Source organism: uncultured Hymenobacter sp. (assembly GCF_964243305.1).
Lineage (GTDB): Bacteria > Bacteroidota > Bacteroidia > Cytophagales > Hymenobacteraceae > Hymenobacter.
Window position 1 is genome coordinate 16,966 of record NZ_CAXTEF010000020.1, and the last position, 25,415, is coordinate 42,380.

The 25,415-nt window shown below is 66.8% G+C and carries 17 protein-coding genes; 12 read left to right on the forward strand and 5 right to left on the reverse strand.

What is annotated here, in order from left to right:
• Nucleotides 1–190: 190 nt before the first annotated feature.
• Entirely contained in the window at nt 191–2,758 is a 2,568-nt protein-coding gene (gene uvrA, locus ACFE70_RS12390; protein ID WP_375418065.1) for an excinuclease ABC subunit UvrA, read from the forward strand.
• A gap of 57 nt (nt 2,759–2,815) precedes the next feature.
• Here uvrA and ACFE70_RS12395 read toward each other — a convergent pair whose 3' ends face one another.
• Nucleotides 2,816–3,721 (reverse strand): universal stress protein, encoded by a 906-nt coding sequence (locus ACFE70_RS12395; RefSeq protein ID WP_375418066.1) that lies wholly within the window; start codon nt 3,719–3,721, stop codon nt 2,816–2,818.
• 232 nt (nt 3,722–3,953) lie between these two features.
• On the opposite strand from ACFE70_RS12395, the gene ACFE70_RS12400 reads away from it, so the two are divergent.
• Complete coding sequence (locus ACFE70_RS12400) at nt 3,954–5,393, forward strand: amidohydrolase (RefSeq protein ID WP_375418067.1); 1,440 nt, start codon at nt 3,954–3,956, stop codon at nt 5,391–5,393.
• Between the two features lie 469 nt (nt 5,394–5,862).
• Here the strand turns inward: ACFE70_RS12400 and ACFE70_RS12405 are convergent, their stop codons facing one another.
• From ACFE70_RS12405 to fbaA, 3 genes are all read right to left on the reverse strand, one after another.
• Entirely contained in the window at nt 5,863–7,005 is a 1,143-nt protein-coding gene (locus tag ACFE70_RS12405; protein ID WP_375418068.1) for an alpha/beta hydrolase, read from the reverse strand.
• 249 nt (nt 7,006–7,254) lie between these two features.
• Entirely contained in the window at nt 7,255–9,837 is a 2,583-nt protein-coding gene (locus ACFE70_RS12410) for an alpha-amylase family glycosyl hydrolase (RefSeq protein ID WP_375418069.1), read from the reverse strand.
• Nucleotides 9,838–10,163: 326 nt separating this feature from the next.
• Complete coding sequence (gene fbaA / locus ACFE70_RS12415; RefSeq protein ID WP_375418070.1) at nt 10,164–11,258, reverse strand: class II fructose-bisphosphate aldolase; 1,095 nt, start codon at nt 11,256–11,258, stop codon at nt 10,164–10,166.
• A 281-nt stretch (nt 11,259–11,539) separates the two neighbouring features.
• Between fbaA and ACFE70_RS12420 the strand changes: the two genes are divergently transcribed.
• Both ACFE70_RS12420 and ACFE70_RS12425 read left to right on the forward strand, forming a co-directional pair.
• Nucleotides 11,540–11,782, forward strand: a complete 243-nt coding sequence (locus tag ACFE70_RS12420; protein ID WP_375418071.1) for a hypothetical protein — start codon at nt 11,540–11,542, stop codon at nt 11,780–11,782.
• Nucleotides 11,783–12,208: 426 nt separating this feature from the next.
• Complete coding sequence (locus tag ACFE70_RS12425) at nt 12,209–15,148, forward strand: PA14 domain-containing protein (protein ID WP_375418072.1); 2,940 nt, start codon at nt 12,209–12,211, stop codon at nt 15,146–15,148.
• A 170-nt stretch (nt 15,149–15,318) separates the two neighbouring features.
• Here ACFE70_RS12425 and ACFE70_RS12430 read toward each other — a convergent pair whose 3' ends face one another.
• Nucleotides 15,319–17,964 carry a M1 family aminopeptidase gene (locus tag ACFE70_RS12430; protein WP_375418073.1) on the reverse strand — a complete coding sequence of 882 codons (2,646 nt, stop codon included), beginning with the start codon at nt 17,962–17,964 and terminating at the stop codon, nt 15,319–15,321.
• A 54-nt stretch (nt 17,965–18,018) separates the two neighbouring features.
• Here ACFE70_RS12430 and pxpB point away from each other — a divergent pair, with 54 nt between their 5' ends.
• The 8 genes from pxpB to ACFE70_RS12470 all read left to right on the forward strand — a co-directional run bounded on the left by pxpB (nt 18,019) and on the right by ACFE70_RS12470 (nt 25,415).
• Nucleotides 18,019–18,753 (forward strand): 5-oxoprolinase subunit PxpB, encoded by a 735-nt coding sequence (gene pxpB, locus ACFE70_RS12435; protein WP_375418074.1) that lies wholly within the window; start codon nt 18,019–18,021, stop codon nt 18,751–18,753.
• A 101-nt stretch (nt 18,754–18,854) separates the two neighbouring features.
• Nucleotides 18,855–19,877: a biotin-dependent carboxyltransferase family protein gene (locus ACFE70_RS12440; protein WP_375418075.1), complete on the forward strand. Its 1,023-nt coding sequence runs from the start codon at nt 18,855–18,857 to the stop codon at nt 19,875–19,877.
• The gene (locus tag ACFE70_RS12445; protein ID WP_375418076.1) at nt 19,874–20,659 is read left to right on the forward strand and encodes a LamB/YcsF family protein; all 786 of its coding nucleotides are present in this window, start codon (nt 19,874–19,876) and stop codon (nt 20,657–20,659) included. The genes ACFE70_RS12440 and ACFE70_RS12445 overlap by 4 nt, the downstream gene beginning before the upstream one ends.
• Entirely contained in the window at nt 20,656–21,858 is a 1,203-nt protein-coding gene (locus tag ACFE70_RS12450; protein WP_375418077.1) for an NRAMP family divalent metal transporter, read from the forward strand. The genes ACFE70_RS12445 and ACFE70_RS12450 overlap by 4 nt, the downstream gene beginning before the upstream one ends.
• 107 nt (nt 21,859–21,965) lie before the next feature.
• Entirely contained in the window at nt 21,966–22,442 is a 477-nt protein-coding gene (locus ACFE70_RS12455) for a hypothetical protein (protein WP_375418078.1), read from the forward strand.
• An 11-nt stretch (nt 22,443–22,453) separates the two neighbouring features.
• Entirely contained in the window at nt 22,454–23,434 is a 981-nt protein-coding gene (locus ACFE70_RS12460) for a Gfo/Idh/MocA family protein (protein WP_375418079.1), read from the forward strand.
• 212 nt (nt 23,435–23,646) lie between these two features.
• On the forward strand, nt 23,647–24,492 hold the full coding sequence (locus tag ACFE70_RS12465) for an alpha/beta hydrolase (RefSeq protein WP_375418080.1): 846 nt from the start codon (nt 23,647–23,649) through the stop codon (nt 24,490–24,492).
• A gap of 119 nt (nt 24,493–24,611) precedes the next feature.
• Complete coding sequence (locus ACFE70_RS12470; RefSeq protein ID WP_375418081.1) at nt 24,612–25,415, forward strand: NIPSNAP family protein; 804 nt, start codon at nt 24,612–24,614, stop codon at nt 25,413–25,415.

A 25,415-nucleotide genomic window follows, 5' to 3' on the forward strand; every position in this document is an offset into this window, starting at 1 on the left:
AGTGAATTGTGCCCCAAACCACGCCCCCTACCCTCGCTGCCGAAAGCGGCCCGCCCTGAACCAAGGCAAAAATCTGCTGAAGCCGGGAAAAAGGGCGCTGAGCTACGGGCAGCGCTGAGCCAACCGGCAGTGCGGGCCCAACCTTGCGCTCCGCCTGCGTATAGGCAGCAAAAATTTGAACGCCGCCGCCATGCCCGAACCCGCTCCTCAACCTGCCCTACCCCCCATTACTGGCTTCGTGCGCGTGCGCGGCGCCCGCGAGCACAACCTCAAGAACGTGGATGTGGACCTGCCGCGCGACGCGCTGGTGGTGTTCACCGGCGTGTCGGGGTCGGGCAAATCCAGCCTGGCATTCGGCACGCTCTACGCCGAGGCGCAGCGGCGCTACCTGGAATCGGTGTCGCCGTATGCGCGGCGGCTGTTTCATCAGCTCACGGTGCCGGAAGTGGATAGCATTGAGGGCCTGCCGCCGGCCGTGGCCTTGCAGCAGCAGCGCGGCACGCCCACCACGCGCTCGTCGGTGGGCTCGGTCACGACGCTCTCGAACCTGGTGCGGATGCTCTACTCGCGGGCCGGTGACTACCCGGCCGGGCAGGGCATTATCTACGCCGAGGCGTTTTCCAGCAACACGCCCGAAGGCGCCTGCCCCACCTGCCACGGCCTGGGCCGCATCTACGAGGTCACGGAGCAGTCGATGGTGCCCGACCCGTCGCTCACCATCCGGGAGCGGGCCATTGCGGCGTGGCCGCAGGCCTGGGGCGGGCAGAACCAGCGCGACATTCTCGTGACGCTGGGCTACGACGTGGACCGGCCCTGGCAGGAGCTGCCCCAGCAGGAACGCGACTGGATTCTGTTCACCGACGAGCAGCCGGTCGTGCCGGTCTATCCGGGCTACTCGCCCGAGGCAACGCAGCGCGCCCTGAAGCGCAAGGCCGAGCCGAACTACATGGGCACGTTCAGCAGCGCGCGGCGCCACGTGCTGCACACGTTCGCCAATACCCAGAGCGCGCTCATGAAGAAGCGGGTGATGCAGTATATGCTCAGCACCGAGTGCCCGCTCTGCCACGGCAAGCGCCTGCGGCCGGAGAGTCTGAGCGTAAAATTCGCCGGCCTCGACATCGCCGATTTCGCCGCCCTACCCCTGCAAAAAGCGGCCGCCCTGCTTCAGCCTTACGCCGCCGGCACAGCCGCCGCGCAGGCCCACGACGCCGCGCACCCCGAGCAGGCCGAAGTCGCGCGCCGCATTGCCGCCGACCTGGGCGCCCGCCTGGCCGTGCTGCTGGATTTGGGGTTGGGCTACCTGTCGCTGGAGCGCAGCACGCCCACGCTCTCGCCCGGCGAGCTGCAGCGGCTGCGGCTGGCTACGCAGCTGTATTCCAACCTGTTCGGGGTGGTGTACGTGCTCGATGAGCCCTCGGCGGGGCTGCACCCATCCGACACGGAGGCGCTGCTGAAAGCCCTGGCGGGCCTGAAAAAAGCGGGCAACTCCCTCTTCGTCGTCGAGCACAACCTGGACGTAATCCGCCGCGCCGACTGGCTCGTGGACGTGGGGCCGGCGGCGGGCGAGCAGGGCGGCGAGGTACTGTATAGCGGCCCTCCGGCCGGCTTGAGGGGGGTAGGGAATTCGCAGACGCGGCGCTTTTTGCTTGAAGAAGCCAACGCCCAGATGGCCCGCCCGCCGCGCCCGCCCCAGGGCTGGCTGGCGCTGGAAGGCATCACGCGCCACAACCTTGATAATCTCACCATCAGGCTGCCGCTGGGGGTGCTCACCACGGTCACGGGCGTGTCGGGCTCCGGCAAATCCACGCTCATCAGCCAGGTGCTGGTGGAACTTTTGAATGAGGAATTAGGAATGAAGAATGAGGAATTGAAAGAGGGAGAAGCAGAGGAGGAAATTCCTCATTCTTCATTCCTGATTCCTCATTCAAAATCTGGCCGTATTGTCTCTGGGCTGGAGCAGCTCAGGCGCCTCGTGGTAGTCGACCAGAAGCCCATCGGCCGCACGCCGCGCTCCAACATGGCCACGTACACGGGCCTCTTCGACCACGTGCGCCGGCTGTTCGCCGCCACGCCGGCGGCCCGGCAGCGGCGCTACGACGCGGGCCGCTTTTCCTTCAACGTGGCGAAGGGGCGCTGCCAAAACTGCCTCGGCGAGGGCTTCGTGATGGTCGAGCTGCTGTTTCTGCCCAGCGTGTACGCGCCCTGCCCGGTGTGCCAGGGCGCCCGCTACAACGCCCGGACGCTGGAAATCAGGTACCGCGACAAGAATATCGCCGAGGTGCTGCACCTGACTGTGGACGCGGCCCACGAGTTCTTCGCCGAAGAGCCCGCCGTGCAGCGGGCCCTGGCGGTGCTGCGCGACGTGGGCCTGGGCTACCTGCGCCTGGGCCAGCCCGCCACCGAGCTATCCGGCGGCGAGGCTCAGCGCATCAAGCTCGCCACGGAATTGCAGCGGCAAGGGCGCGGCCACTCGCTCTACGTGCTCGACGAGCCCACCACCGGCCTGCACCCGGCCGACGTGGAGCGCCTGCTCGCGCAGCTCGACCAGCTCGTGGAGGCCGGCCACACGGTCATCGTGGTGGAGCACGACATGCGCGTGGTGGCGGCCTCCGACTGGGTGGTGGACCTGGGCCCCGGCGCGGGCGACGAGGGCGGGCAGCTAGTCGCCCAGGGCCGGCCAGCCGACGTGGCGAAGATGAAAGCCAGCCGCACGGCGCCCTACCTGGCGCGTTTTCTGGGGCGTTCTCTGGCGGGCTAGGCGGGCTGGAGGGGGGGTAGGGCAATCAGCCGGCTGTCCCTACCCCCCGTCTCCGTATCAGGCCGGCTGGGCAGAAGTTCGCGCGCCGGCCCCCACCTCAATCTGCTCCCAGGGGTGGAAGGTGAGGACCGGGGCGGCCGTCTGCACGGCCACGCGCTCGGCGATGCTGCCTTGCAGCAGGTGCCAGAGGCCGGTGTGGCCGTGGCTGAGCATCACCACCAGGTCGGTGTGGGCGTCGGCGGCGTAGGGCTGAATGCCGGCCGGCACCCGCGCTTCGTCGTGCACGGTGGGCTGGCAGTTGGGCAGGGCGTGGCGCCGGGCAAAGTCGTGGATGCGCGCCAGGGCCGCCGCGCGGCGGGCGGCGCCGGTTGCCACGTCGAGCAGCCGCAGCATGGCGCCGGGGAAGGCGGCCTGCAGCTGGCGCAGGGCGGGCACGGCGCGGTCGGCTTCGGGGGCGAAGTCGGAGGCGAACACGATGGTGTGCGCCGCGAAGGCGGGGGCCGGGTGCTTGACGGTGAGCACCGGGCAGGTGGCGCGGCGCACGAGGCGCTCGGCGTAGGAGTCGGGGCCGAACAGCGGGCGCGCGGAGGCGTGCTCGTGGGCGCCGATGACGACGAGGTTGATTTGGTGGCGGCCAATCAGCTCCAGCACGGCTTCCTCCAGGGTGCCGGTTTCCACCATGTCGAGCACGCGCACGGCCGGGGCGGTTTCGGCGGCTTCGGCCAGCAGCCGGGCCATGCGGTGCTTGGTCATCTGCAGGCGCCGCACCATGAACAGGTCGTCGAGGTCGCCGCCGCTCGTGCGGCCCCCGGTCGTGACCATCGCGCCCCCGCCGCTGGGCGCGTCGAGCAGCACGTGCAGCAGCAGGACCCGGCCGCCGGTGCGCTGCGCCAGCTGCAGGGCCACCTCAAAGGCGTTGTGGGCTTCGGGCGAAAAATCGGTGGGTACGAGAATGTGCTGCATAACGGGAATGGGGGATGAGGTGGAAAATGCAGCGCCCGCGCCAACGGAGCGCCATTGGGTCCCAAGATAGGAAGGAAAGAGTATTTTTTACTATATTATTGATACGATTCTCTAAAATATCTTTCGGCTCCGGGCCGCCCTGGCTGTGGCTTCGCCGGGCGCCCCGGCGCTACTTTTGGGCACCCTGCTCCCAATCGGCGAAACTTTCCTTTCTCCTTCCCTACCCCTTCCCATGAAGCTGATGTCCCTCGTGGCCGGCTGGCTGAGTCTCGGCCTGCCGGCGGCTGCCCCCCCCACCGAGCCGGTGGCGCCCCTCAAAGCCCAGGCCCTGCAAGAGCTGCAAGCCCGCTACGCCGACTACCGCCAGGTGGCCCTGCAAATCTGGGGCTTCGCCGAGGTGGGCTACAAGGAAACCCGAAGCTCGGCCCTGCTGCAAAAAACGCTGCGCGACCAGGGATTTAAGGTAGAAGCGGGCGTGGCGGGCATCCCGACGGCGTTCGTGGCGAGCTACGGCAGCGGGCAGCCGGTGATTGGCATCTTGGCCGAATTCGACGCGCTGCCGGGCCTCTCGCAGCAGGGCGGGGCTGAAAAGCGCCCCGTGGCCGGCCAGGACGCGGGCCACGGCTGCGGGCATCACCTGTTCGGCACGGCCAGCGTGGCGGCGGGCATCGCGCTGAAGAAACTGCTTCGGGAAGGCAAGCTCCGGGGCACCGTCAAGGTGTTCGGCACGCCGGCCGAAGAGGGCGGCAGCGGCAAGGTCTATATGGTGCGGGCCGGGCTGTTCAAGGACGTGGACGCGGTGCTGCACTGGCACCCGAGCAGCGTCAACCAGGCGATGATGGCCACGTTTCTGGCCAACTCGTCGGCCAAGTTTCGCTTCCACGGCGTCTCGGCCCACGCGGCGGCGGCTCCGCAGCGCGGGCGCAGCGCCCTCGACGGCGTGGAGGCCATGAACCACATGGTCAATATGATGCGCGAGCACGTGCCCCAGGAAACGCGCATTCACTACGTCATCACCAGCGGCGGCAAGGCGCCCAACGTGGTGCCGGATTTTGCCGAGGTGTACTACTACGTGCGCCACCCCAGCCGCGAGCAGGTCAGCGCGGTGTTTGCCCGCGTCGTGAAGGCAGCCGAGGGTGCCGCCCTGGGCACGGGCACCACCGTGGACCACGAAATCATCGGCGGCACCCACGACTTGCTGCTCAACGAAACCCTGGGCCGGGCCGTGCAGCGCAACCTGGAGCAGGTCGGCGGCGTGAGCTACTCAGCCCAGGACGAGGCATTTGGCCGCCAGATTCAGGCTTCGCTGGGCGCGCCGGCCCCGCCCCTGGCGTCGGCGGCCACGGTGCAGCCCTTCGGCCCTTCGGATGGCGGCGGCAGCACCGACGTGGGCGACGTAAGCTACGTGGTGCCCACCGTGGGCCTGATGGCGGCCACCTTCGTGCCCGGCACGCCCGGCCACAGCTGGCAGGCCGTGGCCTGCGGCGCCCAGGAGTCGGGCACCAAGGGCATGATGGTGGCCGCCAAAACCCTGGCCCTCACCGCCATCGACCTCTACACCGACGCCGCGCTGCTCACCAAGGCCCAGGAAGAATTCCGGCAGGACGTGGGCTCCTACGTCTACAAGCCCCTGCTGGGCGACCGCCAGCCGGCGCTCAACTACCGGGACTAGCGGGCGGCACCTCCCTACCCCCCTTCCCCGCAAGAAAGGGAGGTAAGGAATGGACTTGCTCCTAAATTAAGAACAGGGAAAAGGCGGTCATGCAGAGCGCAGCGAAGCATCTCGCTCGCAGCAGTAACCAGCGGTAAACAACGATTTGATTACTACTCCGCGCGAGATGCTTCGCTGCGCTCTGCATGACGTTCAACTTTTCTAATTAAGGAGCAAATCTAATATCTAAACCCAAGCTGAATCCGGGCGCCGGGCCGGCGCGGCGCCGGCCCCTCCTGCCAAAAGACCCCGCTGCGACGTGCAGCGGGGTCTTTTTATTAAATCTTCTACCCCTGCCTTTGCCTGGGCGGAGGGGGGTAGGCGCCGACTGCCGCCCCGGCGCCCAGAGCGGCCAGCGCCAGCGGGGAGGCCGCAGTCTGGAAGCGGCGGACGCGGTCAGCCTTCGCTCAGGCCGGCCCTACCCCCTCTGCTACTGGAAAGCCGTGCGCAGCTGCGTGGCGGCATAGTCCTGGGCCTCATTGGCCTTGGGCACCACGTCGTGGGTGCCGAAAAACTCGTGGGTGGTGCCGGCGTAGAGCTGGTAGTTCACCGTGACGCCGGCGGCCTGCAGCCGGTCGCGCAGCTGTCCGCCCTCGGTTTGGAGCGGGTCGATTTCAGCCGCGATGATGGTGGTCGGGGGCAGGCCGCTCAGGTTGGCTACATCGACTAGCGAAATAAGGGGGCTATCACCATCGGCGGGCGTGCGCAGGTAGTTGGCGAAGAAGTACTCCATGCCGGGCTTGTCCAGCGGCTTGGCCGTGGCATACTGCTGGTAAGAGGCCGTGTTGGTGTCGTTGTTGGCGATGGGATAGACGGACAGGATGTGAACCGGCAGCGCCAGGCTCCGCTCCTTGGCCAGCAGGCTCACGGCTACGGCCAGGTTGCCGCCGGCACTCTCGCCGGCCACCGCGATTTTGGCGGGGTTGACGTTGAGAGTCGTGGCCTGGTCGCGGGTCCACTTGTAGGCGGCGTAGGAATCTTCGTGGGCGGCCGGAAACTTGTTTTCGGGCGCCAGACGGTAATCCACCGAGATGACGATGGCCCCCGCCTTGGCGGCCAATGCCTTGGCCGACGGCTCATACACATCCAGCGAGCCGATGACCCAGCCGCCGCCGTGGTAGTACACGATGGCTGGCAGCGCGCCGCTCACCCCGCTGGGCGTGTAGATGCGCACCAGAATACCATCCGGGGCCGACTGCGGGGTGTAGGAGCCGGGAATGACGCGCTGGGTGACGGTGCCGTTGAAGGCCCGCGCCTGGCGGTTGTTCTTGGTCAGCAGCTCCTGCACGGCGTCGGTGATGCTCGGGGCCATGCGGGCCTGCCGGGGCGAAAGCGTGGGCAGCGGCGGCGTGCCAAAGGCCACGAACTGCTCAACCACGGCCTGCATTTGCGGGTCGATGGTGGGCGCATACGCCGGCTTTTCGCCGGTGGGCTGAATCAGGCCGGCCGTGGCGTCGCCGTCGTCATCGTTATCGCAGGAAGAAAGCGACAGGGCGGGAACCAGGGCCAGCAGCAGCAAATAGCTCAGGTGCCGGGCGCGCCGCCCAAACGGGCGAAAGTGAATATTTTGCATAGAAGAAAGAAAAAGTTGAACGGGAGATAGGAAACGGCCTGCTTTACGGCTGGGCTACTTCCAGCGGATTCAGCTGAACAGGAGATTTCCGTATTTGCGCGGCCGAAATCCGGGTTTCTACGCAGCTGGTAGTAGCCCGGTCCGGCATAAAAAAAGGCCCTGGCAACTGCCAGGGCCTTTTTGAAACTAGTGGGTGAGCGAAGCCGACCCGGCGCGGCGCACCCGTTTTCCTACCCCCCCGCCGGCGCCCTAACGCGCCACCACCAGACGCTGCATCGTCACGACGCGGCCCGTCTGAATCCGCACGAAGTAGGTGCCGGCGGCCCAGGCGCTGGTGTCGAGGGTGTGGCGGGCGCCGCTGAAAGTGGCCGCGTGCTGGCGGCGCCCGGTCAGGTCATACACGCTGAGCTGGCGGGTGGCGGCGGCCGGGGCATTGCGCAGCTCCAGGCGCACCTGCGTGGCGGCCGGGTTGGGGTAGAGCGCCAGCGCGAGCGGGGCTTGCGGGCCGGTCGTGGCCGTGGCAACCTGCGCCCGGCTGAGATGCAGCAGCCAGGTCTGGTTGGCGGCCAGCGCCGGCAGCGCCGCCGCCCAGCCGCTGAGGGCGCCCCGCGCATCGACCGTGACGGGCCCCGCCGCCTGGCCCGAATACAGGTCCGTGGCCTGGTAGGTGCCGGCCGGCAAGGTCGAGACGGCCACCGAAACGGCTGGCCGGGCGGCCGCAGCGCTGACGTTGGCCACCACGATGGTGGCCTCGCTGCCATACACGCGGCCGTAGCTCACGACGCCGGCCGTGGGCGTGGTCACGGGCAGCAGGTAGCCCTTGCGCAGGTCTTCGTGGGCGGTGCGCAGGCCGATGAGCCGCTGGTAATGGCGCAGCAGCGAGCTGGAGTCGGCTTGCTGCGTCGCGACGTTGGCCTGGGCCAGGTTAGCGCCCACGGCCCGCCAGGGGGTGCCGGTGGTGAAGCCCGCGCCGGCCGCGGCGGTCCACTGCATGGGCTTGCGCTTTTCCTCGTCCGGGCCCTTGCCGAGCAGCCCGATTTCTTCCCCGTAATACAGAAACGGCACGCCCGGCATGGTCAGGTAGAGCGCGGCGGCCTGGCGCATCCGGGCCGCATTGCCGCCCAGCGCCTCCAGGATGCGGTCCTGGTCGTGGTTGGCCAGGAAGGTCGCGTATTGCAGCTGGGGGTAGGCATTGGCCACCTGGCTCAGCTTGGTCGTCAGCCCGGCGGGGTTGCCGAAGTTGAGCGCGTCGATGGTGGCAACGGCCAAGTCAAACTCAAAGCAGGCATCGAGGCGGCCCTGGCTCACGTAGGGCACCACCCGGGGGGTAGGCGACCAGGCTTCGCCCACGGTGAACGCCGCGGGCCGGGCCGTGCGCACCACCTGCCCGAACTCCTGGAGCGTGGCCAGAGTAGCGGGCGTGTTTTCGAGGGCGGCGCCGTCCTCGTTCAGGTACTTCACAGCATCGAGGCGGTAGCCGTCCACGCCCTTGTTCAGCCAGAAGCGGGTGGCGTCCCACATCGTGGCTTTCAAGGCCGCGTTGTTCCAGTTCAGGTCGGGCATCCCGTCGTAGAAGAGGCCGTAGTAGTAGCTGCCGTTGCGGGCGTGCCACACGTTCTGGCCCCAGGGCCCGGCGTAGGCGGGCCGGGTGGCCGACCACCGGAACCAGTCGCGGTAGGTATTAGCGGGCGAGTTGGCGGCCTGCTGAAACCAGGGATGCTGGGAGCTGGCGTGGTTGAGCACCAGGTCAATAATCACCTTGATGCCACGGGCGTGGGCGGCGGCCAGCAAGGCCTCGAAGTCGGCCATCGTGCCGTAGTCGGGCTCGGTGGCCTGGTAGTTGGTCACGTCGTAGCCGTGGTAGCTCGGCGACTCCATCATGGGCATCAGCCAGATGCCGGTCACGCCCAAATCGGTGGTGGTGGCCGGGTTGCCGTCGTTGAGGTAGTCGAGGCGGGAAATCAGGCCCCGAAAGTCGCCGATGCCGTCACCGTTGGAGTCCTGGAAGCTGCGCACAAAGACTTCGTAGAACACGGCGTCGTTCCACCAGTGGGTGGCGTAGTCGGTGCGGGGCGCCACCTCGCCGCAGGGCGCGCACTGCCCGAAGCACACAGCCGGCGGCGCGCTCACGGCGGCCGTGGCGTCGAGCACGCGGTTGAGGTTGCCGCTGCCGTCGTCCGTGCCGCAGGTGGCGGGCACAGTTTCGGCCCCGGCCCAGGCCGCGCCATTAATAAACTTGTACTGGAAGCGGCCCGGCGCGGGCAGGGCCAGCCGCACCTCGTAGGTGCCGTCGCCGTCGGGGTCGCTCAGCGGCAGGCTGGCCGGGTCCCAGTCGGGGCCGTAGCCGGCCATCGCCTGGAAGTTGCCGGCCACGTGCACGCCGCCGGCCGCCACGGCCTGCCCCTGCATATTCACGCTGAGCTTTACCTGGGTCAGGCAGCCGCCGAAGGCCGGGACGGGCAGGCGCAGCGCGCCGGCGCCTACCGTCACCTCGCGGTTGAGGTTGCCGCCGCCGTCATCGACGGCGCAGCCGGCGCTGAGCGGCTCGGCGGCAGGCCAGGCGTTGCCGTTGATGAACTTGTAGTAGTACACGCCGGCCGGCACGCTCACCGTCACCTCGTAGACGCCGTCGCCATCGAGGTCAGTCAGGGCCGTCGTGGCCGGGTTCCAATCGGCCGGAAAGCCGGCCTCCGATTGAAATGAGCCCGCCACGTGCACGCCGCCCACGCCGACGGTCTGGCCCTGCATATTCACCCGCAACGTGAGCTGGGCGGCCTGGGCGCCGAGCGTGGCCGCCGCCAGCAGCAGAAAAGTAAGTAAGCCGTGCTTCATTAAATGCGATGCGTATAAAAGTGATGATTACGAAAACAGCTGTGGCCGCCCAAGCAGCTTTAGGTCCAAATAAATCCTTCGCGCTACAATCAGGCTGGCGCGCAGGCTAGCCCGGCTTTCGCCCGGCGCGGCTCCGGCCGCCAACTCCCTACCCCCCCTCGCGCGAGCCAAGCCCCGGCAGCGCGACCCACCGGCCCGAATGCAACAATTCGGACAAGCTGGGTCGCCCCGCCGGGGCCGGCTGGTTTTCCTACCCTGCGCTACCTGCTCAACCACAAGCGAGCGTAAGACCCGCCGGGGCGCTGCTGGTTTTCCTACCCCCTTCCCTAGGCCGGACGGCGGTTCAGGGCGTTGAGGTCCTCGAAGGCCTGCCGGAGGCGGGCGCCGAAGGTTTCCTCGCCCTTGCGCAGCCACACGCGCGGGTCGTAGTACTTCTTGTTGGGCGAGTCGGCCCCGCCGGGATTGCCAATCTGGCCCTGCAAAAAGGCCTCGTTCTGCACGTAGTAGTTCTTGATGCCTTCCCAGAGCGCCCACTGCAAATCCGTGTCGATGTTCATCTTGATGGCGCCGTAGCTGATGGCCTCCCGGATTTCCTCCTGGCTGGAGCCCGAGCCGCCGTGAAACACGAAATCGACGGGCTGCGGGCCGGTGCCGAAGTGCTCCTGCACGTAAAGCTGCGAGTTGTGCAGAATCTTGGGCTGGAGCTTCACGTTGCCGGGCTTATAGACGCCGTGCACGTTGCCAAACGCCGCCGCAATGGTGAAGCGCGGGCTTACCTCCATCAGCTCCTTGTAGGCGTAAGCCACCTCCGAGGGCTGGGTGTAGAGCTTGGAGCTGTCCACGTCGGAGTTGTCCACGCCGTCTTCCTCGCCGCCGGTCACGCCTAGCTCGATTTCCAGCGTCATCCCGATTTTGCTCATGCGCTCCAAATAGCGCTTGCAGACTTCAATATTTTCCGCAATCGGCTCCTCCGACAAATCCAGCATGTGGGAGCTGAACAGGGGCTGCCCGAACTGCTGGAAGTGCTTTTCGCCGGCCGCGAGCAGCCCGTCAATCCAGGGCAGCAGCTTTTTGGCGGCGTGGTCGGTGTGCAGCACCACCGGCACGTCATACAGCTCCGCCATCAGGTGTACGTGCTGAGCCCCCGAAATGCCGCCCGCGATGCTGGCGCGCTGGTCGGCATTCGGCGCCGTCTTGCCGGCGAAAAACTGGGCCCCGCCGTTCGAGAACTGGATGATGACCGGCGAGTTCACCGCCTTGGCCGTTTCGAGCACGGCGTTGACGGTGTTGGTGCCGGTCACGTTGACGGCGGGCAGGGCGAAGGCCTGGGCTTTGGCGAGTTGAAACAGGGCCTGCACCTCGTCGGAGTGCAGTACGCCGGCCCGCAGGCTGGTGGCGGCGGAGGGGGGGGTAGGGGTCATAGGGAAAATGGGAGCGGGGCGCGGTGAGAGTAAGCCGGAGCGCGGACGCAAAGAAAACACGTTTCGGCGGGCGACCCCGCCCCGCCCCATAGCCGGCGGACGATTTCGCCGATAACCCTGGGCGCTAAACTAGCGTTTGTTCAGTTGTATCTTCTTGTTGTGCTGCTGTGCCGCGTCCAACGATTGTCATTGCCTTGTTGGGCGCCGGGCTGCTGGCCGTCGGCCTGCTCCGGCACCGGCGCCGGGCGGCTTGTACATCCTCCCTTCAACCCTCTACTACCATGACTGACGCCCCAACCACTCCCGACCTCTCGCAGCCAGCCGCCGACGCGGCCGCTGCTACCGCCGACAACCAGGCTGAGCAAGCCGTCGACCCCGAAACCAACCCGCTCAAGCGCTACCAGAACCTGGTGAACTCGCCCGCCACCCCCGACGGCCACAAGGTGGTGGCGGCCGTGGCGGCGGCCAGTACCGTCACGGTGGCGGCCGTGGCCAACTGGCTGATGAAGGCCACGAAAAAGTAGGCCGGCTACCCGCCCGACGACTGGCGTCGGCGGCGCCATTATATTCTTCCTGCAAGCTGCAAATCCTAAAAAAGGCTGCTCTCGGTTCGAGGGCAGCCTTTTTTAGGATTTGCAGCTTGCGGCCCGCTCGCTGGCCGGGGCTGCGGGGGGGTAGGGACCGGCGCAGCGGCGCGCGCCCGCCGGGTGCGAGCCGCCACCAGCGCGGAGCCATCCGGGATTCCTTCTATTCCATCAGTTGAAATATAAATTTTCCTAATATCACAGTATTTTACCAGGAAATTCTGTGATTTTTAAGGGCAACTGTTTTTTACATTTTAAATTTAAGTTCAGAATTCCGGCTTCCCGCCGGGGCGGCGCGGACGCATTTGCCGCCCGCCCGCTAACGTGCCTTATCTTCTTTTCCACTTTCCTACCCCCTTTTTACGAATGAAACACTTCTCCCAAAAACTGCTGCGCCTGACCTGGCTCTGGCTGGCGCTCAGCAGTCTGCCGGCGCTGGCGCAAACCACGGTGCCCTCAACGGCTGACGACTACATCCGGCCCTACACCGAGAACTTCCAGTACGGCTGCAACATCGGCTTCTACGGATATGGCTGGAACGACGAAACGCTGGCCGCCGCAGGCCAGAAAACTGGCGTGCACTCGCTGCGCCCCACGCTGCCCGAGTCGTTTGTGGAATACTACGGCTACAATATTCGCCGCGCCACGTTCACTAAGTACGTGAACGAGCTGGGCATGAAGGAAATCACCTGCTTCATCGAAAAGCCCTCGGAGGCCCACCGTGACACCATTACGTATCCGGGCAGCACGAAGCAGGCCAAGCTGTTTGCCCGGCTCTACGAGCCCATCTGGAACCCCGACGGCACGGTCAACTTTGACAACTACTACGCCCGCTACGTGTACCGACTGCTACAGACCTACGGCAGCCAGGTGCGCTTCTGGGAGGTGGTCAACGAGCCCGACTTTGCCAACGGCGCCGACGTGAGCGCCTGGCTGACCCGCGCCCCTACCCCCGCCGAGCAGCTCAACACGCGGGCCCCGTTCTACCACTACGTGCGGATGCTGCGCATCACCTACGAAATCGTGAAGAAGTACCGCCCCGACGCTTACGTGACCACCAGCGTGGGCTACCCCGAGTACGTAGATGCGCTGCTGCGCTACACCGACAACCCCGACCAGGGCCTGCCCACCGACGCCTACCCCCGCACGGCCGGCGCCTACTTCGACGTGCTGAGCTACCACACCTACCCCAACTATTCGCTGCACTACTGGGACGGCGCCGTCAACGCCATGCGCTACCGGCGCAGCTCCGACTACGCGGCCGAGCGGGTTATTGAAAATAAAAACCAGATGGCGGCCGTGCTGGCCAAGTACGGTTACGACGGCACGCTGCACCCGGCCAAGCTCTTCACCCTGACCGAGTCCAACGTGAGCCGCCGCACCTCCGGCACCCGCACCGGCTCCGACGAGGCCCAGCGCAACTTCGGCATCAAGTCCTTGGTGCTGACCCAGAAGAACGCCATCCGGCAGTTCTACTACTATAGCATCGGCGAGAGCGTCGATGCGCCGGCGCCGGGCGTATCGGTGTCGGGCGGCGACGAGCTGGGGCTGATGGGCCTCTACGAAAATCTGAACCGCGCCACGCCCACCACCACCAAGCAAACCCAGTTGGGCCAGGCCTTTCAGACGACCTCGCAGCTGCTCTACGGCTACCAGTATGACGCCGCCCGCACCACCGCGCTGGCCCTGCCCACTGAGGTCAATGGGGCCGCCTTCGGCAAGGATGGCAGCTACGTGTACGTGCTCTGGGCCAAGGCATTAACTGACAATTCTGAAGAAGCCAGCGCCAGCTACCGCTTCCCCGCCGCCTGGCGCGTGGACAGCGTGCAGCGCCGCGAGTGGGACTACGCCCTGACCGGCGCCGCGCCGCGGCAGTCGGCCGCCCAGGCCCTGCCCCTGACCGGCGTGCCCGCCTTTTTCACCACCATCGTCACCCCCGACTGCGCCGCTACGGGCAGCCTGCTGCGCGAGCAGTGGAACGACGTGCCGGGCAGCACCATCAGCAGCATTCCGCTGAAGTTTGAGCCCAGCAGCCGCAGCGCCCTGACGCAGTTTGAGGCCCTCACGGGCCAGGACCACAACTACGGCGCCCGGCTGCGCGGCTACGTTTGCCCGCCGCTGAGCGGCGCCTATACTTTCTTCATTGCCGGCGACGACCAGAGCGAGTTGTGGCTGAGCACCGACGAGGACCCGGCCAACAGAGTGCGCCTGGCCAGCTGCACGGGCTGGACAGCCTCGGCGCGCGACTATACCCGCTACCCCAGCCAGCGCTCGGCGCCGGTGAACTTGTTGGCCGGCCGGCGCTATTACATCGAGGCGCTGCACAAGCAGGGTTGGGGACCGGGCTACGTGTCGGTAGCGATGCGCCTGCCCGATGGCAGCACCGAGGCCCCCGTGGCCGGTAGCCGCCTCTCGCCGTTCGTGGTGGTAGCCACCTCACCGCCGCCCCCGCCGCCTACCCCTGACACCTGCACCGCGACGGGCACCCTGCTGCACGAGCAGTGGAACGGCGTGAGCGGCAGCACCGTGGCCAGCATCCCGCTGGGCACCGCGCCCAGCACCACCGTGGCCCTAACCCAGTTTGAGTCGCCGGCCGGCCTGGGCGCGAACTACGGCGCCCGGCTGCGCGGCTACGTTTGCCCGCCGCTGAGCGGCGCCTATACTTTCTTCATTGCCGGCGACGACCAGAGCGAGCTGTGGCTGAGCACCGACGAGGACCCGGCCAACAGAGTGCGCCTGGCCGCTTCGACAAGCTGGACTTCTTCGGCCCGCGACTACACTCGCTACGCCAGCCAGCGCTCAGCGCCCATCAATCTGGTGGCGGGCCGCCGCTACTACATCGAGGCGCTGCACAAGCAGGGCTGGGGGCCGGGCTACGTCTCGGTGGCGATGCGTCTGCCCGACGGCTCGTTCGAGGGACCCATCGCCGGCAGCCGCCTGGCGCCCTACCCCCTTGCCGCCCCGGCAGTCGCAGCCCAGGCCTCAGTCCAAGCCTCAGCCAGCCTGCGGGGCGCCGCCGGGGAGGCGGCTACCGCCACGGCCACGGCCACGGAGCTGACGGCGTTTCCCAATCCGTTCAGCCGGCAGGCCACGGTGCAGTTCCGCCTGGCCGCCGCCGGCCCGGCCACGCTCAGCGTCTACGATGTGCGCGGGCAGCTCGTGCGCCAGCTCTTCCAAGGCACGGGCGCGGCCGGCGCCGTGCAGCGCCTCAGCCTCGATGGCCAGGGCCTGAGCCAGGGCATCTACGTGCTACGCCTCGTCACGGGCCAGCAAGTGCTCACCCACAAGCTGGTACTGAATAAGTAAGCCCGCGCCGGCCGCGCCCGGCCAGATTCCCTACCCCCCCCGCGGCGGGAAGGTGCCAGCCGGGAGCAGCTTATCCAGCCCCGCCTGCAAATAGAAAAAGCCCTGTTTCCAAGCTGGAAACAGGGCTTTTCACGTGCCTACCCCCTCCCCCGGCCCCAACCCCACGCCGCTCAGCGCACCAGCTTTTCGGCCCGGAACAAGTCGTCGGCCGCTTGCAGCAGCTTGGCTTGCAGCCGGGGGTTGTAGCCGGGGTGGGCCTGGGTAAAGGCGCGCACGGTGCGCGCAGCGCTGGCGGTCTGGTAAGCGCCGAGCGTGGCTTGCAGCCAGGAATAGGGAAAGAAGATATCGCCGGTGCGCTGGATTTCTTCCAGTAAGTCCAGGCTGGCGGGCAGGTATTTCTCGGACGTGGCCTGGCGCAGCGGGTGGTGCAGATACGCCAGGGCCGAAGTTACCCAGGCTTCTTTCTCGCGGTTTTTCTCGTCTTTGAGCCCGGCGAAAAAGGCATCGCGCGTCGCTACGTCGGCCGCGAGGGCGGGCAGCAGGAATTGCAGGCGCTGGCGGCGGTCTTCGTTTTTGATGCGGGCAAGCTGCTGGGGCAGAATGGGCTGCGCCGCCGGACCCGGTCCAGTAGGATAGTCGCGCACGGCCAGCGCCAGGGCCAGGGCGGTGTAGTCGTCCTTGGTCAGCTTCACGCCGGCCGGCGCCCGCTGGGTTTGCCAGATGCGGTAGAGGCGGGCCTGCGCCGGCCGGGTCAGGGCCACGGACTGGTAGGCTTTGAAAAGCAGCTTTTTGGCGTTCGAGGCGGGGTTTTTCCGCATGGCCGCCCACAGGTCCTGCTCCAGCGCGGCCCCTACCCCCTGCCGCTGGGCCGGACTCAGGAAATGCCAGAAAACGTCACTAACCTGGCCGGTGAGCAGCTTCAGGTTCAGCTCTTCGGGCTCGTCGGCAAGCGCTTGCCGGCACACATCCAGCAGCTGCAATGGCGAAAGCACCTGGCCATTCAGCATGTTCTCGTAAAGATTCACGTAGGCCGCGGCGCGGGCGACGGAATTTTTCAAGCCCGAAACCTGCGCGGGCAACGGCGCGGCCACCGGAAAAACGCCGTAGCCGAGCCCAGTTGAGTTGAAGAGAATGAAGCTGGGCGCGGGTGCGCCGGCGGCCTCGGGCAGGGGCACGACGCGCTGGTTCATATTCACAGTCAGCTCCTTGGTTTGGCCGCCGGGGTACACCAGTAGCACCTCGAAGAGCTGGGGCCAGAGCCGGTCGGAACCGTCTTCGGCGCGCTGCGTCAAGGTCAGACTATTGATTTTGCCGGCGCTGGTTTGCAGGTCAGCGGTGAAAACCGGGCGGCCGGGCTGGTTGACCCACACCTGGTTCCAGGCGTGCAGGTCGGCGAGGGTGCGGGCGTCGAGGATGGCAATCAACTCGGGCCAGGTAGCGTTGCCGTGGGCATATTTTCGCAGGTATTCGCGCAGACCTTCTTGAAAGGCGGCGGGACCCATCAGGCGCTCCAATTGGCGCATCATGATGGGCGCCTTGTGGTAGATGATGTTGCCGTAGAGCGAGCCCGCCTCCTGCAAGTTGGCCAGCGGCTGGCGGATGGGGTTGGCGCCGGCCGTGCGGTCGATGCCGTAGGCGGCGGGGTAGTGGTCGAGGACGAACCTGAGGTCGTAGTTCGCGTTTTTCACGGCCACCTGCGTGATTTTATCGGCCATAAAATTGGCGAACACCTCCTTCATCCACACGTCGTTAAACCAGCGCATGGTCACCAAATCGCCAAACCACATGTGGGCCGTTTCGTGGGCCACGAGGCTGCTGCGGGCCAGCACCTGGTCCTGGGTGGCGCCCTGGTCCAGAAACAGCGTGGCCGCCTTGTAGTCAATCGCCCCGACGTGCTCCATGCCGCCGTACTGAAAGTCGGGAATCGACACGAAATCCAGCTTTTGGAAGGGGTAGGCAATGCCGGTATACTGTTCCATAAAGCCCAGCGCGTCGGCGTGCAGCTGGAAGATGGGGCCCAGGCTGAGGCGCAGCTTGGCCGGGTCGGTTTCGCGGTGCAGCAAACTCATGGTCCGGCCGCCAGCAAGTTGCGTGAGGCGCGTGAAGTTGCCCGCCGCGAAGGAGAACAGGTAGGTGCTGATGCTGTCGGACGGCGCGAAGGTGTACTGCTTCGTGGCGCCGGTGCGCACCGAGTCTGTCAGCGGCGCATTAGCCAGCGCCTGCCAGCCGGCGGGCACGGTGAGCGTCAGGGTGAAGGTGGCTTTCAGGTCGGGCTGGTCGAAAACCGGCACGACGGTGCGGGCGCGGTCGGGCACGAGCAGCGTATAGAGGTAGTCGGCGTTGCGGTTCAGCGACTGCTCGCCGGCCAGCAGGCTGATTTCGACCGTGTTGCGGCCCGGCCTGAGCGCGGCGGCGGGCAGCACGAGGTGCTCGTGGCAGAAGTCGGGGGGTAGGGACTGGCCGTTGACGCGCAAGCGACGGAGGCGGTCGGCGGGGGCTTTGAAATCAAGCTGCACCGGGTCGCGGCTGTCGCGCAGGTTGAACGCCACCTGTTCCTCCACGGCCACGGGCTCCGTTTGTAGGGCCGGGATGGTCAGGTGGAGCGTGTAGGCCACGCCATTAATAGTGCGTCGGCGCGCTTCGGCCAGGGCCTGCGAAACGCCTGGCTCCACCGGCGGCGCGGGGCGCCCGGCGGCCGGCCTGGGGGCGGCGGAGGGGGGTAGGGAAGTGCGAGCCGCGGGCTGGCGCTGGCAGGCCGCGGCGAGCAGTGCTAGCGCCAGCGCGCCGGCCCGGCCATCTTTACAGAAGCTAACCATCAGTCGTTTTCAGGGCCCGCCACCCTTAGCCGGCCATCCCAAAAGTAACCGCCCGTGTTCAACGCCCCTGACCTGCCGCCCGAAGCAGCCCCCGCCCCGCGCCTTTTCCCGCTCGGCGACGCAGCCGTGGTGCTTGAGTTCGGTGACCATATCAGCCCGGCCACGCACCGCGCCATTCAGGCGTTTGCGGCTTATCTGGCGCGGCATCCTTTCATTGGCCTGCGCGAGTGCGTGCCCGCGTTCACGACCCTGACCGTGTACTACGACCCGTGGCTGCTGAGCGAGGATGGCCGCTATCAGCCCTACGAGCGAGTTGCCGAAATGCTGCGCCAACTGCTGCCCGCGGCGCTGGCCCCGGCGCCCGGCGCGGCCGTGGTGGAGATTCCGGTGTGCTACGGCGAGGAGTTCGGGCCGGATTTAGCGTTCGTGGCCAGCCACGCCAAGCTGAGCGCGGAGGAGGTAATTGCCCGGCACTGCCGGCCCGACTACCTGGTGCACATGATAGGTTTTGCGCCCGGCTTCCCGTATTTGGGCGGGCTGGATGAGCGCCTGCACACGCCGCGCAAAGCCGCGCCCCGCGCCCTCGTGCCGGCCGGCTCGGTGGGCATTGCTGGCGCCCAGACGGGCATTTATTCCCTGCCCACGCCGGGCGGCTGGCAGCTTATCGGCCGCACGCCGCTCCAGCTGTTCAATCCGGAGTGGGCTGCGCCGAGCCTGCTTCAGGCCGGTCAGCGCCTGCGCTTCGTGCCCATCGGCGCGGTGGAATATGAGCGGCTTTGGAATAGATAAAGGCGGGGCGGATGGGTTGTTCGGGAAGTTACCGCAGAGGTGCGCGGAGGATGACGCAGAGGTACGCTGAGTGCAGAGTTCATTAATTTTTTTAGGTGGCTATGAGCCTGCATATTCTTCGCCCCGGCCTGCTGACGACCGTGCAGGACCTGGGCCGGCCCGGCTACCAGCAAGCCGGCATCGTGGTGGGCGGGGCGATGGATGCCACGGCCCTGCGCGTAGCCAACCTGCTGGTAGGCAATGCCGAAACCGCCGCCGGCCTGGAAACTTCCGGGCCCGGCCTGCGCCTGCTTTTTGAGGCCGATGCCCTCATCGCCCTGACCGGCGCCCACTTCTCCCCCACCCTCAACGGCCAGCTGGTGGGCCTGAGCCGCCCGGTGGGGGTAGGGGCCGGCACCGAGTTGGCTTTCGGGACGCCCGTAGCGGGCAGCCGGGCGTATCTGGCGGTGGCGGGCGGCGTGGCCGTGCCGCCGGTGCTGGGCAGCCGCGCCACGTATTTGCGCGCAGGCTTCGGCGGGCTGCGCGGCCGGGCGCTGCTCGCCGGCGATGGGTTGCCGGTGGGCGAGCCCACGGCCATCGGCCGCCGGCTGGGCGCATCGCTGATTCCCTACCCCCCTCCCGCTACCCAACCCGCCTGGACGGCGGCCCGCTGGACGCCGGGTCCGGGCCTCTGCCCTACGCCGCTTCCCAACCCGATTGTCCGGGCAGTGGCGGGGCCGGAATACGAGCAGTTTTCGGCGGCCAGCCAGCGCGCTTTTTGGCAGGAGCCGTTCACCATCACGACCGCGGCCGACCGCATGGGCTACCGGCTGCGCGGGCCGGCTTTGGCCCGTGATACGAACGTAGAGCTGCTTTCCAGCGCCGTCGCGTTTGGCACGGTGCAGGTGCCGGCGGGTGGACAGCCTATTGTCCTGCTGGCTGACTGCCAGACCACGGGCGGCTACCCGCGCATCGCCCAGGTTATTTCGGTAGACTTTGCGGTGTTGGCGCAGGCCGCGCCCGGCCAGTTCCTGCGCTTCGAGCGGGTTTCCCTGGCCGAAGCCCAGACGCTGTACCTTGCGCAGGAGCGCCGCCTGCGGGCCCTGAAACGCGCCATTGACCTCAAGCTGGCCCTTACCGCATGATTCCTACCCCCTCCGTTGACTTAAACTGCGACCTGGGCGAGAGCTTCGGCGCCTGGACGCTGGGCGACGATGCGGCCATCCTGCCCTTCGTCACTTCGGCCAATATCGCCTGCGGCTTTCACGCCGGCGACCCGGCCGTGATGAAGCGCACCGTGCGCCTGGCTCTGCGTCACGGCGTGGCTATCGGCGCCCATCCGGGCCTGCCCGATTTGGTGGGTTTTGGCCGGCGCGAAATGGCTATTTCGCCCGAAGAGGCCTTTGATATGGTGGTGTATCAGCTCGGCGCGCTGGCCGCCGTGGCGCGGGCCGAGGGCGGGCAGCTGCACCACCTCAAGCCCCACGGCGCCCTCTATAACATGGCCGCCACCAGCGCCCCGCTGGCCGAGGCCATTGCCGAAGCCGTGTATAAAGTGCAGCCTGAGCTGACGCTCTACGGCCTGGCCGGCAGCGAGCTGATTTGGGCCGGCGAAAAGCTGGGCTTGCGCGTGGCCCACGAAGTCTTTGCCGACCGCACCTACCAGGCCAATGGCACGCTCACCTCCCGCCGCCAGCCCGATGCCCTCATCACCGATGCCGACGTGGCCCTGGCTCAGGTCTTGCGCTTGGTGCGGGAGGGCCGGGTGCGCAGCCAGCAGGGCGCCGACGTGGCCATCCGGGCCGATACAGTGTGCCTGCACGGCGACGGCGCCCACGCCCTCGAATTTGCGCAGCAGCTGAATAAGGCACTCACCGAGGCCGGGGTTCGGCTGGAAGCGGGGGGTAGGAAACCTGCTGCCGCATGAGGCCGCTGCCGAAAACCCGCTGGTTTGGCGGGGCCAGCCTGGGGGCGGCATTTCTGATGGCTAACTCGTCCATCGGGCCGGGCTTTCTGACCCAGACAACGGTCTTCACCCAGCAGCTGCTCACCAGCTTCGGGTTTGTCATTCTCGTGTCGGTGGTGCTGGATGTGGGCGCCCAACTCAACACCTGGCGCATCCTGACGGTGAGCGAGTTGCGGGCCCAGGATTTGGCCAACCGGCTGCTGCCGGGCCTGGGCTACTTCCTGGCCGCGCTGGTCATATTGGGCGGCTTTGCCTTCAATATCGGCAACATCGCCGGCTGCGGGCTGGGGCTGAACGTGCTGCTGGGTTTCTCCTTCGAGCAGGGCGCCCTGATTAGCTGCGCGGTGGCCTTGCTGCTGTTCTGGGTGCGCGAGATTGGCCGGATGCTCGATGGCTTCACGAAAATCCTCGGCACGGTCAAGATTCTGCTCACGCTCGGCATTGCCTTTCGGGCGCACCCGCCGCTGGTGCAGGCATTGCACCACACGCTGCTGCCGGCCAAGCTGAGTGCGGCGGCCATTGTTACCATTGTGGGCGGCACGGTAGGCGGCTACATCACGTTTTCCGGTGCCCACCGGCTGCTCGATGCCGGCATCAAGGGCGTGGCGCAGCAGGCCGAAGTCACGCGCAGCGCCCTGAGCGGCATCGTCATCTCCACCCTGATGCGCTTCGTGCTGTTTCTGGCCATCGTGGGCGTGCTCAGTCGGGGCGCGGTGCTGGCGGCGGAAAACCCGGCGGCGGGCGTGTTCCGAGCGGCGGCGGGCGAGGCGGGCTTCCGGGTTTTCGGGGTGATTTTGTGGAGCGCGGCCATCTCGTCGGTGGTGGGCGCGGCCTACACGTCGGTGTCGTTTTTCAAGACCTTCCACCCCGTTTTCGCGCGCCACGAGCGGGCCTGCATCTCGGTCTTTATTCTGCTCTCGACGGCCATTTTCGTCCTGATTGGCAAGCCCACGCAACTGTTGGTTTTCGCCGGCGTCCTCAACGGCCTCATTCTGCCCATTGCGCTGGGCATCGTGCTGGTGGCCGCCACCCGGCCCGGCCTGATGGGCGGCTACCGCCACCCGCGCTGGATGCTGGCCGCCGGCTGGGTCGTGGTGCTGGTAATGGGCGCGCTGAGCGTACCGGTGCTCGTCGAGCAAATCAGCCGCCTGTTGCCTTAGCGCCGGGTTGCGGGCGGCGAAGGGGGGTAGGAGGTCGGCCGCCAGGCCGGCGTCCCTTTTCTGCTACCTTAGTTGGCGCATCTAGCTTACCCTATCCTTATCGCTCTTTGCTGCTCATGCTTTCTGGTAATCAGCCTTTATCCGGTCAAGAAGAGTTTTTCGAGGCTCCCAAGCCCGCCGGCCTAGCGCCCACGACCACCGGGCTGCGCCGGGCCGCCACCCCCGCGGGCCGCCAGCGCCGGCGCCTCAGCAGGGCCGTGGCCGTCACGGCGACGAAACTTCTACCCCTGGTGGCGCTGCTGGACACGATTCAGCCGCAACTCGCGAATGAGTCCGTGTTTCGTGCCCGGCGCAAAAAGATTCAGGCGCACCTGGTTTTGGTGCACGAAGAGCTGCGCGCGCCCCGCCCGCGGCGCCAGGCGCTCACTCATACCTTCCAGGTGCTGGTCGAGCTGGTGCGCGAAGAAACGCGCGACATCAGCAAGGATGAGCTGAAACAAGCCGCCAAGGAGCTGGTGCTCGCCACGCTGCAAAACGCGCCAGCTCTAATCAACGCGGCCCATCAGGCCCGCCTGCTGTCCTAGCTTCTGCTCTTATGCGCACCTTCAACTGGGCTATTCTGGGCCTGGGCCACATCGCCCACAAGTTTGCCGAAAGCCTGGCTTTGCTGCCCGACGCGCGCCTGCACGCCGTGGCCTCGCGCGACCTGACCAAGGCGCAAACCTTCGCCGCCGAGTTTGGCGTGCCCCACGCCCTGGGCCGCTACGAAGGCCTGCTGACGGTGCCCGACCTCGACGCCGTCTACATTGCCACGCCCCACTCCGAGCACCACGCCCACACCCTGCTCTGCCTGCGCGGCGGCCTGCCGGTGCTCTGCGAAAAGGCGTTTGCCCGCAATGCCCGTGAGGCCCAGGAAATGATTCAGGTGGCCGGCGAGCAGCGGGTGTTCCTGATGGAAGCCTTCTGGACGCGCTTCTTCCCGGCCGTGGCCAAAGCCCTGGAGCTGGTCGAAGCCGGCGTTATCGGCGAGGTGAAGCACCTGGTGGCGGACTTCGGCTTTGCCGCGACGTATAACCCGGAGGGCCGGCTGTTCAACCCCGCCCTGGCCGGGGGCTCGCTGCTGGATATTGGCGTCTACCCCCTCTTCATCAGCAAGCTCTTCCTGGGCGAGCCAACGGCCGTGCGCGCCGTGGCCACGCCCGCCCCGACCGGTGTGGACCTGAACTGCGCGATGGCGCTGGCCTACGCCAGCGGCGCCACGGCCACTTTATTCTCCACCGTCGCCGCTTCCACCGACAATCAGTGCATTCTCTACGGCACCCAGGGGCAGTTGCAGCTACTGGGCCGTTTCCACGCGCCCAGCGGCGTGCGGGTGCAGCGGCCGGGCGAGGAAGCCGAGGTGATTCCGTTCGACAAGCCCGGCTACGGCTATCACTACGAGGCCGTCCACGTGCAGCAGTGCCTAACCCAGGGCCTGGCGGAAAGCCCGCTCTTGCCGCTGAGCTTCAGCCTGGAACTGATGCAGCAACTCGACGAGGTGCGCCAGCAAATCGGGCTGCGCTATCCGGGCGAGTGAGCCCGCCGGAAGCTGGTGTTCACGTCAATACGTTGGGCATTTGAGGAATTACTGCTGCTTTGACAAACTGTGACTTGAGCCACCACGCCAATTGCGGTGGCGCCAAGTAAGGCTTTCGGCAGTTGCCTACAAGCAATCATTTGGTGCTTAAACTTCGGCCACTGCTACGCTGACGCGCACCGCATTCCGTTCCCGGCTGCCCAAGCTGACTCATGTTGAAAATCCTTACCCTGCTGCTCGTACTCGTGCTGCTCGGCGCAACCGGCTCCCGGCGGGCGCACGCGCAAGTCCAACCTGCGCCGTTGAGCATCGGGCAGACCTTCCCGCTCGCCTCGGCCGTGCTAGGCGAAACCCGCCGCATCAATGTGTATGTGCCGCCGGGCTACGCCGACTCGACCGCCGGGCGCCTACCCGTCCTGTACATGCCCGACGGCGGATTGGCGGAAGATTTTCTGCACGTGGCCGGCCTGGTGCAGGTATTGGTCGGCAATGGCACGATGCGGCCTTTTATCCTGGTCGGCATTGAGAACACCCAGCGGCGGCGCGACCTCACCGGCCCCACCACCAGCCCCGAGGACCGAAAAATAGCCCCGCGCGTGGGCGGGTCAGCCGCCTTCCGCACCTTCATCCGCACTGAGCTGATGCCCGCCATCCGGCAGCGCTACCGCACGAGCGCCGAAACCGCTATCGTCGGCGAGTCGCTGGCCGGCTTGTTTGTGGTAGAGACGCTGGTGCTGGAGCCCGCCTTGTTTGACACCTACCTGGCCTTCGACCCCAGCGTGTGGTGGAACCAGGGCGCCCTGGTCGGGCAGGTTGACAAAGTGCTGCGCACGTATGCCGGCCCGGCCAAAACGCTGTACGTGGCCTCCAGCCGCGATAACGAGAAGATACCTGAGTCGCGGCGCCTGGCGGCGGCGCTGCAAGGCGCGCCCAGGCGCCGCATCACGTGGTATTATCAGCCGATGCCGGACGAGACGCACGCCACCATCTATCATCCCGCCGCGCTCGGCGCATTCCGAACCGTTTTTAAGCCGCAGCCGGCCCGCGCCGGCCGCTGAGCTTGCGCCCCCGGAGGGGGGTAGGGATTTTGCCGGGTCGGGCGCCGGCCTTGCGCCACAACCCTCGCCCGGCAAGTGCGGTAAACAGGCAGCTACCTTCTCCAACTACTAGCCCGCCCATGAACCGTTTACACCCACTTTTACTTGCCCTATGCCTGCTGCTGGCGGGCCTGACGGGTTCTCTGCCAAGCAGGGCCGCCGCACCGGGCCGCGACTTTTACCAGCTCCGGATTTATCATTTGCAAACCCCGGAGCAAGCCGGGCGCCTTGACCAGTACCTACGGCAGGCTTATTTGCCCGCGCTGCACCGGGCCGGCGTGGCGAAAGTCGGCGTTTTCAAGCCGGCAGAGCCGGCAGCCGGCGCCCCGGCGCCGGCCGAGCAGCTGGTGTTTGTCCTGGTCCCGTGCCGTTCCGATGCCCAGTATCTGGGCCTCGACGCCAAGCTGGAAAAAGACCCGGCTTATCAAACTGCCGCGCAGGATTATCTGAACACGCCCTTCGACCAGCCCGTGTATGCGCGCATCGAAACCGTGCTGCTGCGCGCCTTCATGGGCCTGCCCGCCCTGCAAGTGCCGACGCTGAAGGCGGAGCTGCCGGCGCGGGTGTACGAGCTGCGCAGCTACGAGGGCGCTTCAGAAAAATTGCACCAGAACAAAGTAGCCCAGTTCAACAATGGAGAAATCAGCCTCTTCAAGCGGCTGAATTTCAACACTATATTCTGCGGGCAGGTAGTGGCCGGCAGCAAGATGCCCAACCTGATGTACCTGTCGGCCTTTGAGAATCAGGCGGACCGCGATGCGCACTGGCGGACATTCGGCGAGGATGCGGAGTGGAAAAAACTCAACGCCATGCCCGAGTACGCCCACAATATGCTGCGCATGGACATCTACCTGCTGCACCCGGCCGCGTACTCCGAAATCTAG

Bases quoted from the DNA above. Each gene is read 5' to 3' on its own strand.
- ACFE70_RS12420 (WP_375418071.1), top strand. From the start codon at position 11,540: ATGACTGACGCCCCAACCACTCCCGACCTCTCGCAGCCAGCCGCCGAC.
- uvrA (WP_375418065.1), top strand. From the start codon at position 191: ATGCCCGAACCCGCTCCTCAACCTGCCCTACCCCCCATTACTGGCTTC.
- ACFE70_RS12400 (WP_375418067.1), top strand. From the start codon at position 3,954: ATGAAGCTGATGTCCCTCGTGGCCGGCTGGCTGAGTCTCGGCCTGCCG.
- ACFE70_RS12430 (WP_375418073.1), bottom strand. From the start codon at position 17,964: ATGGTTAGCTTCTGTAAAGATGGCCGGGCCGGCGCGCTGGCGCTAGCA.
- fbaA (WP_375418070.1), bottom strand. From the start codon at position 11,258: ATGACCCCTACCCCCCCCTCCGCCGCCACCAGCCTGCGGGCCGGCGTA.
- ACFE70_RS12465 (WP_375418080.1), top strand. From the start codon at position 23,647: ATGTTGAAAATCCTTACCCTGCTGCTCGTACTCGTGCTGCTCGGCGCA.
- ACFE70_RS12440 (WP_375418075.1), top strand. From the start codon at position 18,855: ATGAGCCTGCATATTCTTCGCCCCGGCCTGCTGACGACCGTGCAGGAC.
- ACFE70_RS12405 (WP_375418068.1), bottom strand. From the start codon at position 7,005: ATGCAAAATATTCACTTTCGCCCGTTTGGGCGGCGCGCCCGGCACCTG.
- ACFE70_RS12395 (WP_375418066.1), bottom strand. From the start codon at position 3,721: ATGCAGCACATTCTCGTACCCACCGATTTTTCGCCCGAAGCCCACAAC.
- ACFE70_RS12450 (WP_375418077.1), top strand. From the start codon at position 20,656: ATGAGGCCGCTGCCGAAAACCCGCTGGTTTGGCGGGGCCAGCCTGGGG.
- ACFE70_RS12410 (WP_375418069.1), bottom strand. From the start codon at position 9,837: ATGAAGCACGGCTTACTTACTTTTCTGCTGCTGGCGGCGGCCACGCTC.
- ACFE70_RS12425 (WP_375418072.1), top strand. From the start codon at position 12,209: ATGAAACACTTCTCCCAAAAACTGCTGCGCCTGACCTGGCTCTGGCTG.
- ACFE70_RS12445 (WP_375418076.1), top strand. From the start codon at position 19,874: ATGATTCCTACCCCCTCCGTTGACTTAAACTGCGACCTGGGCGAGAGC.
- ACFE70_RS12470 (WP_375418081.1), top strand. From the start codon at position 24,612: ATGAACCGTTTACACCCACTTTTACTTGCCCTATGCCTGCTGCTGGCG.
- ACFE70_RS12460 (WP_375418079.1), top strand. From the start codon at position 22,454: ATGCGCACCTTCAACTGGGCTATTCTGGGCCTGGGCCACATCGCCCAC.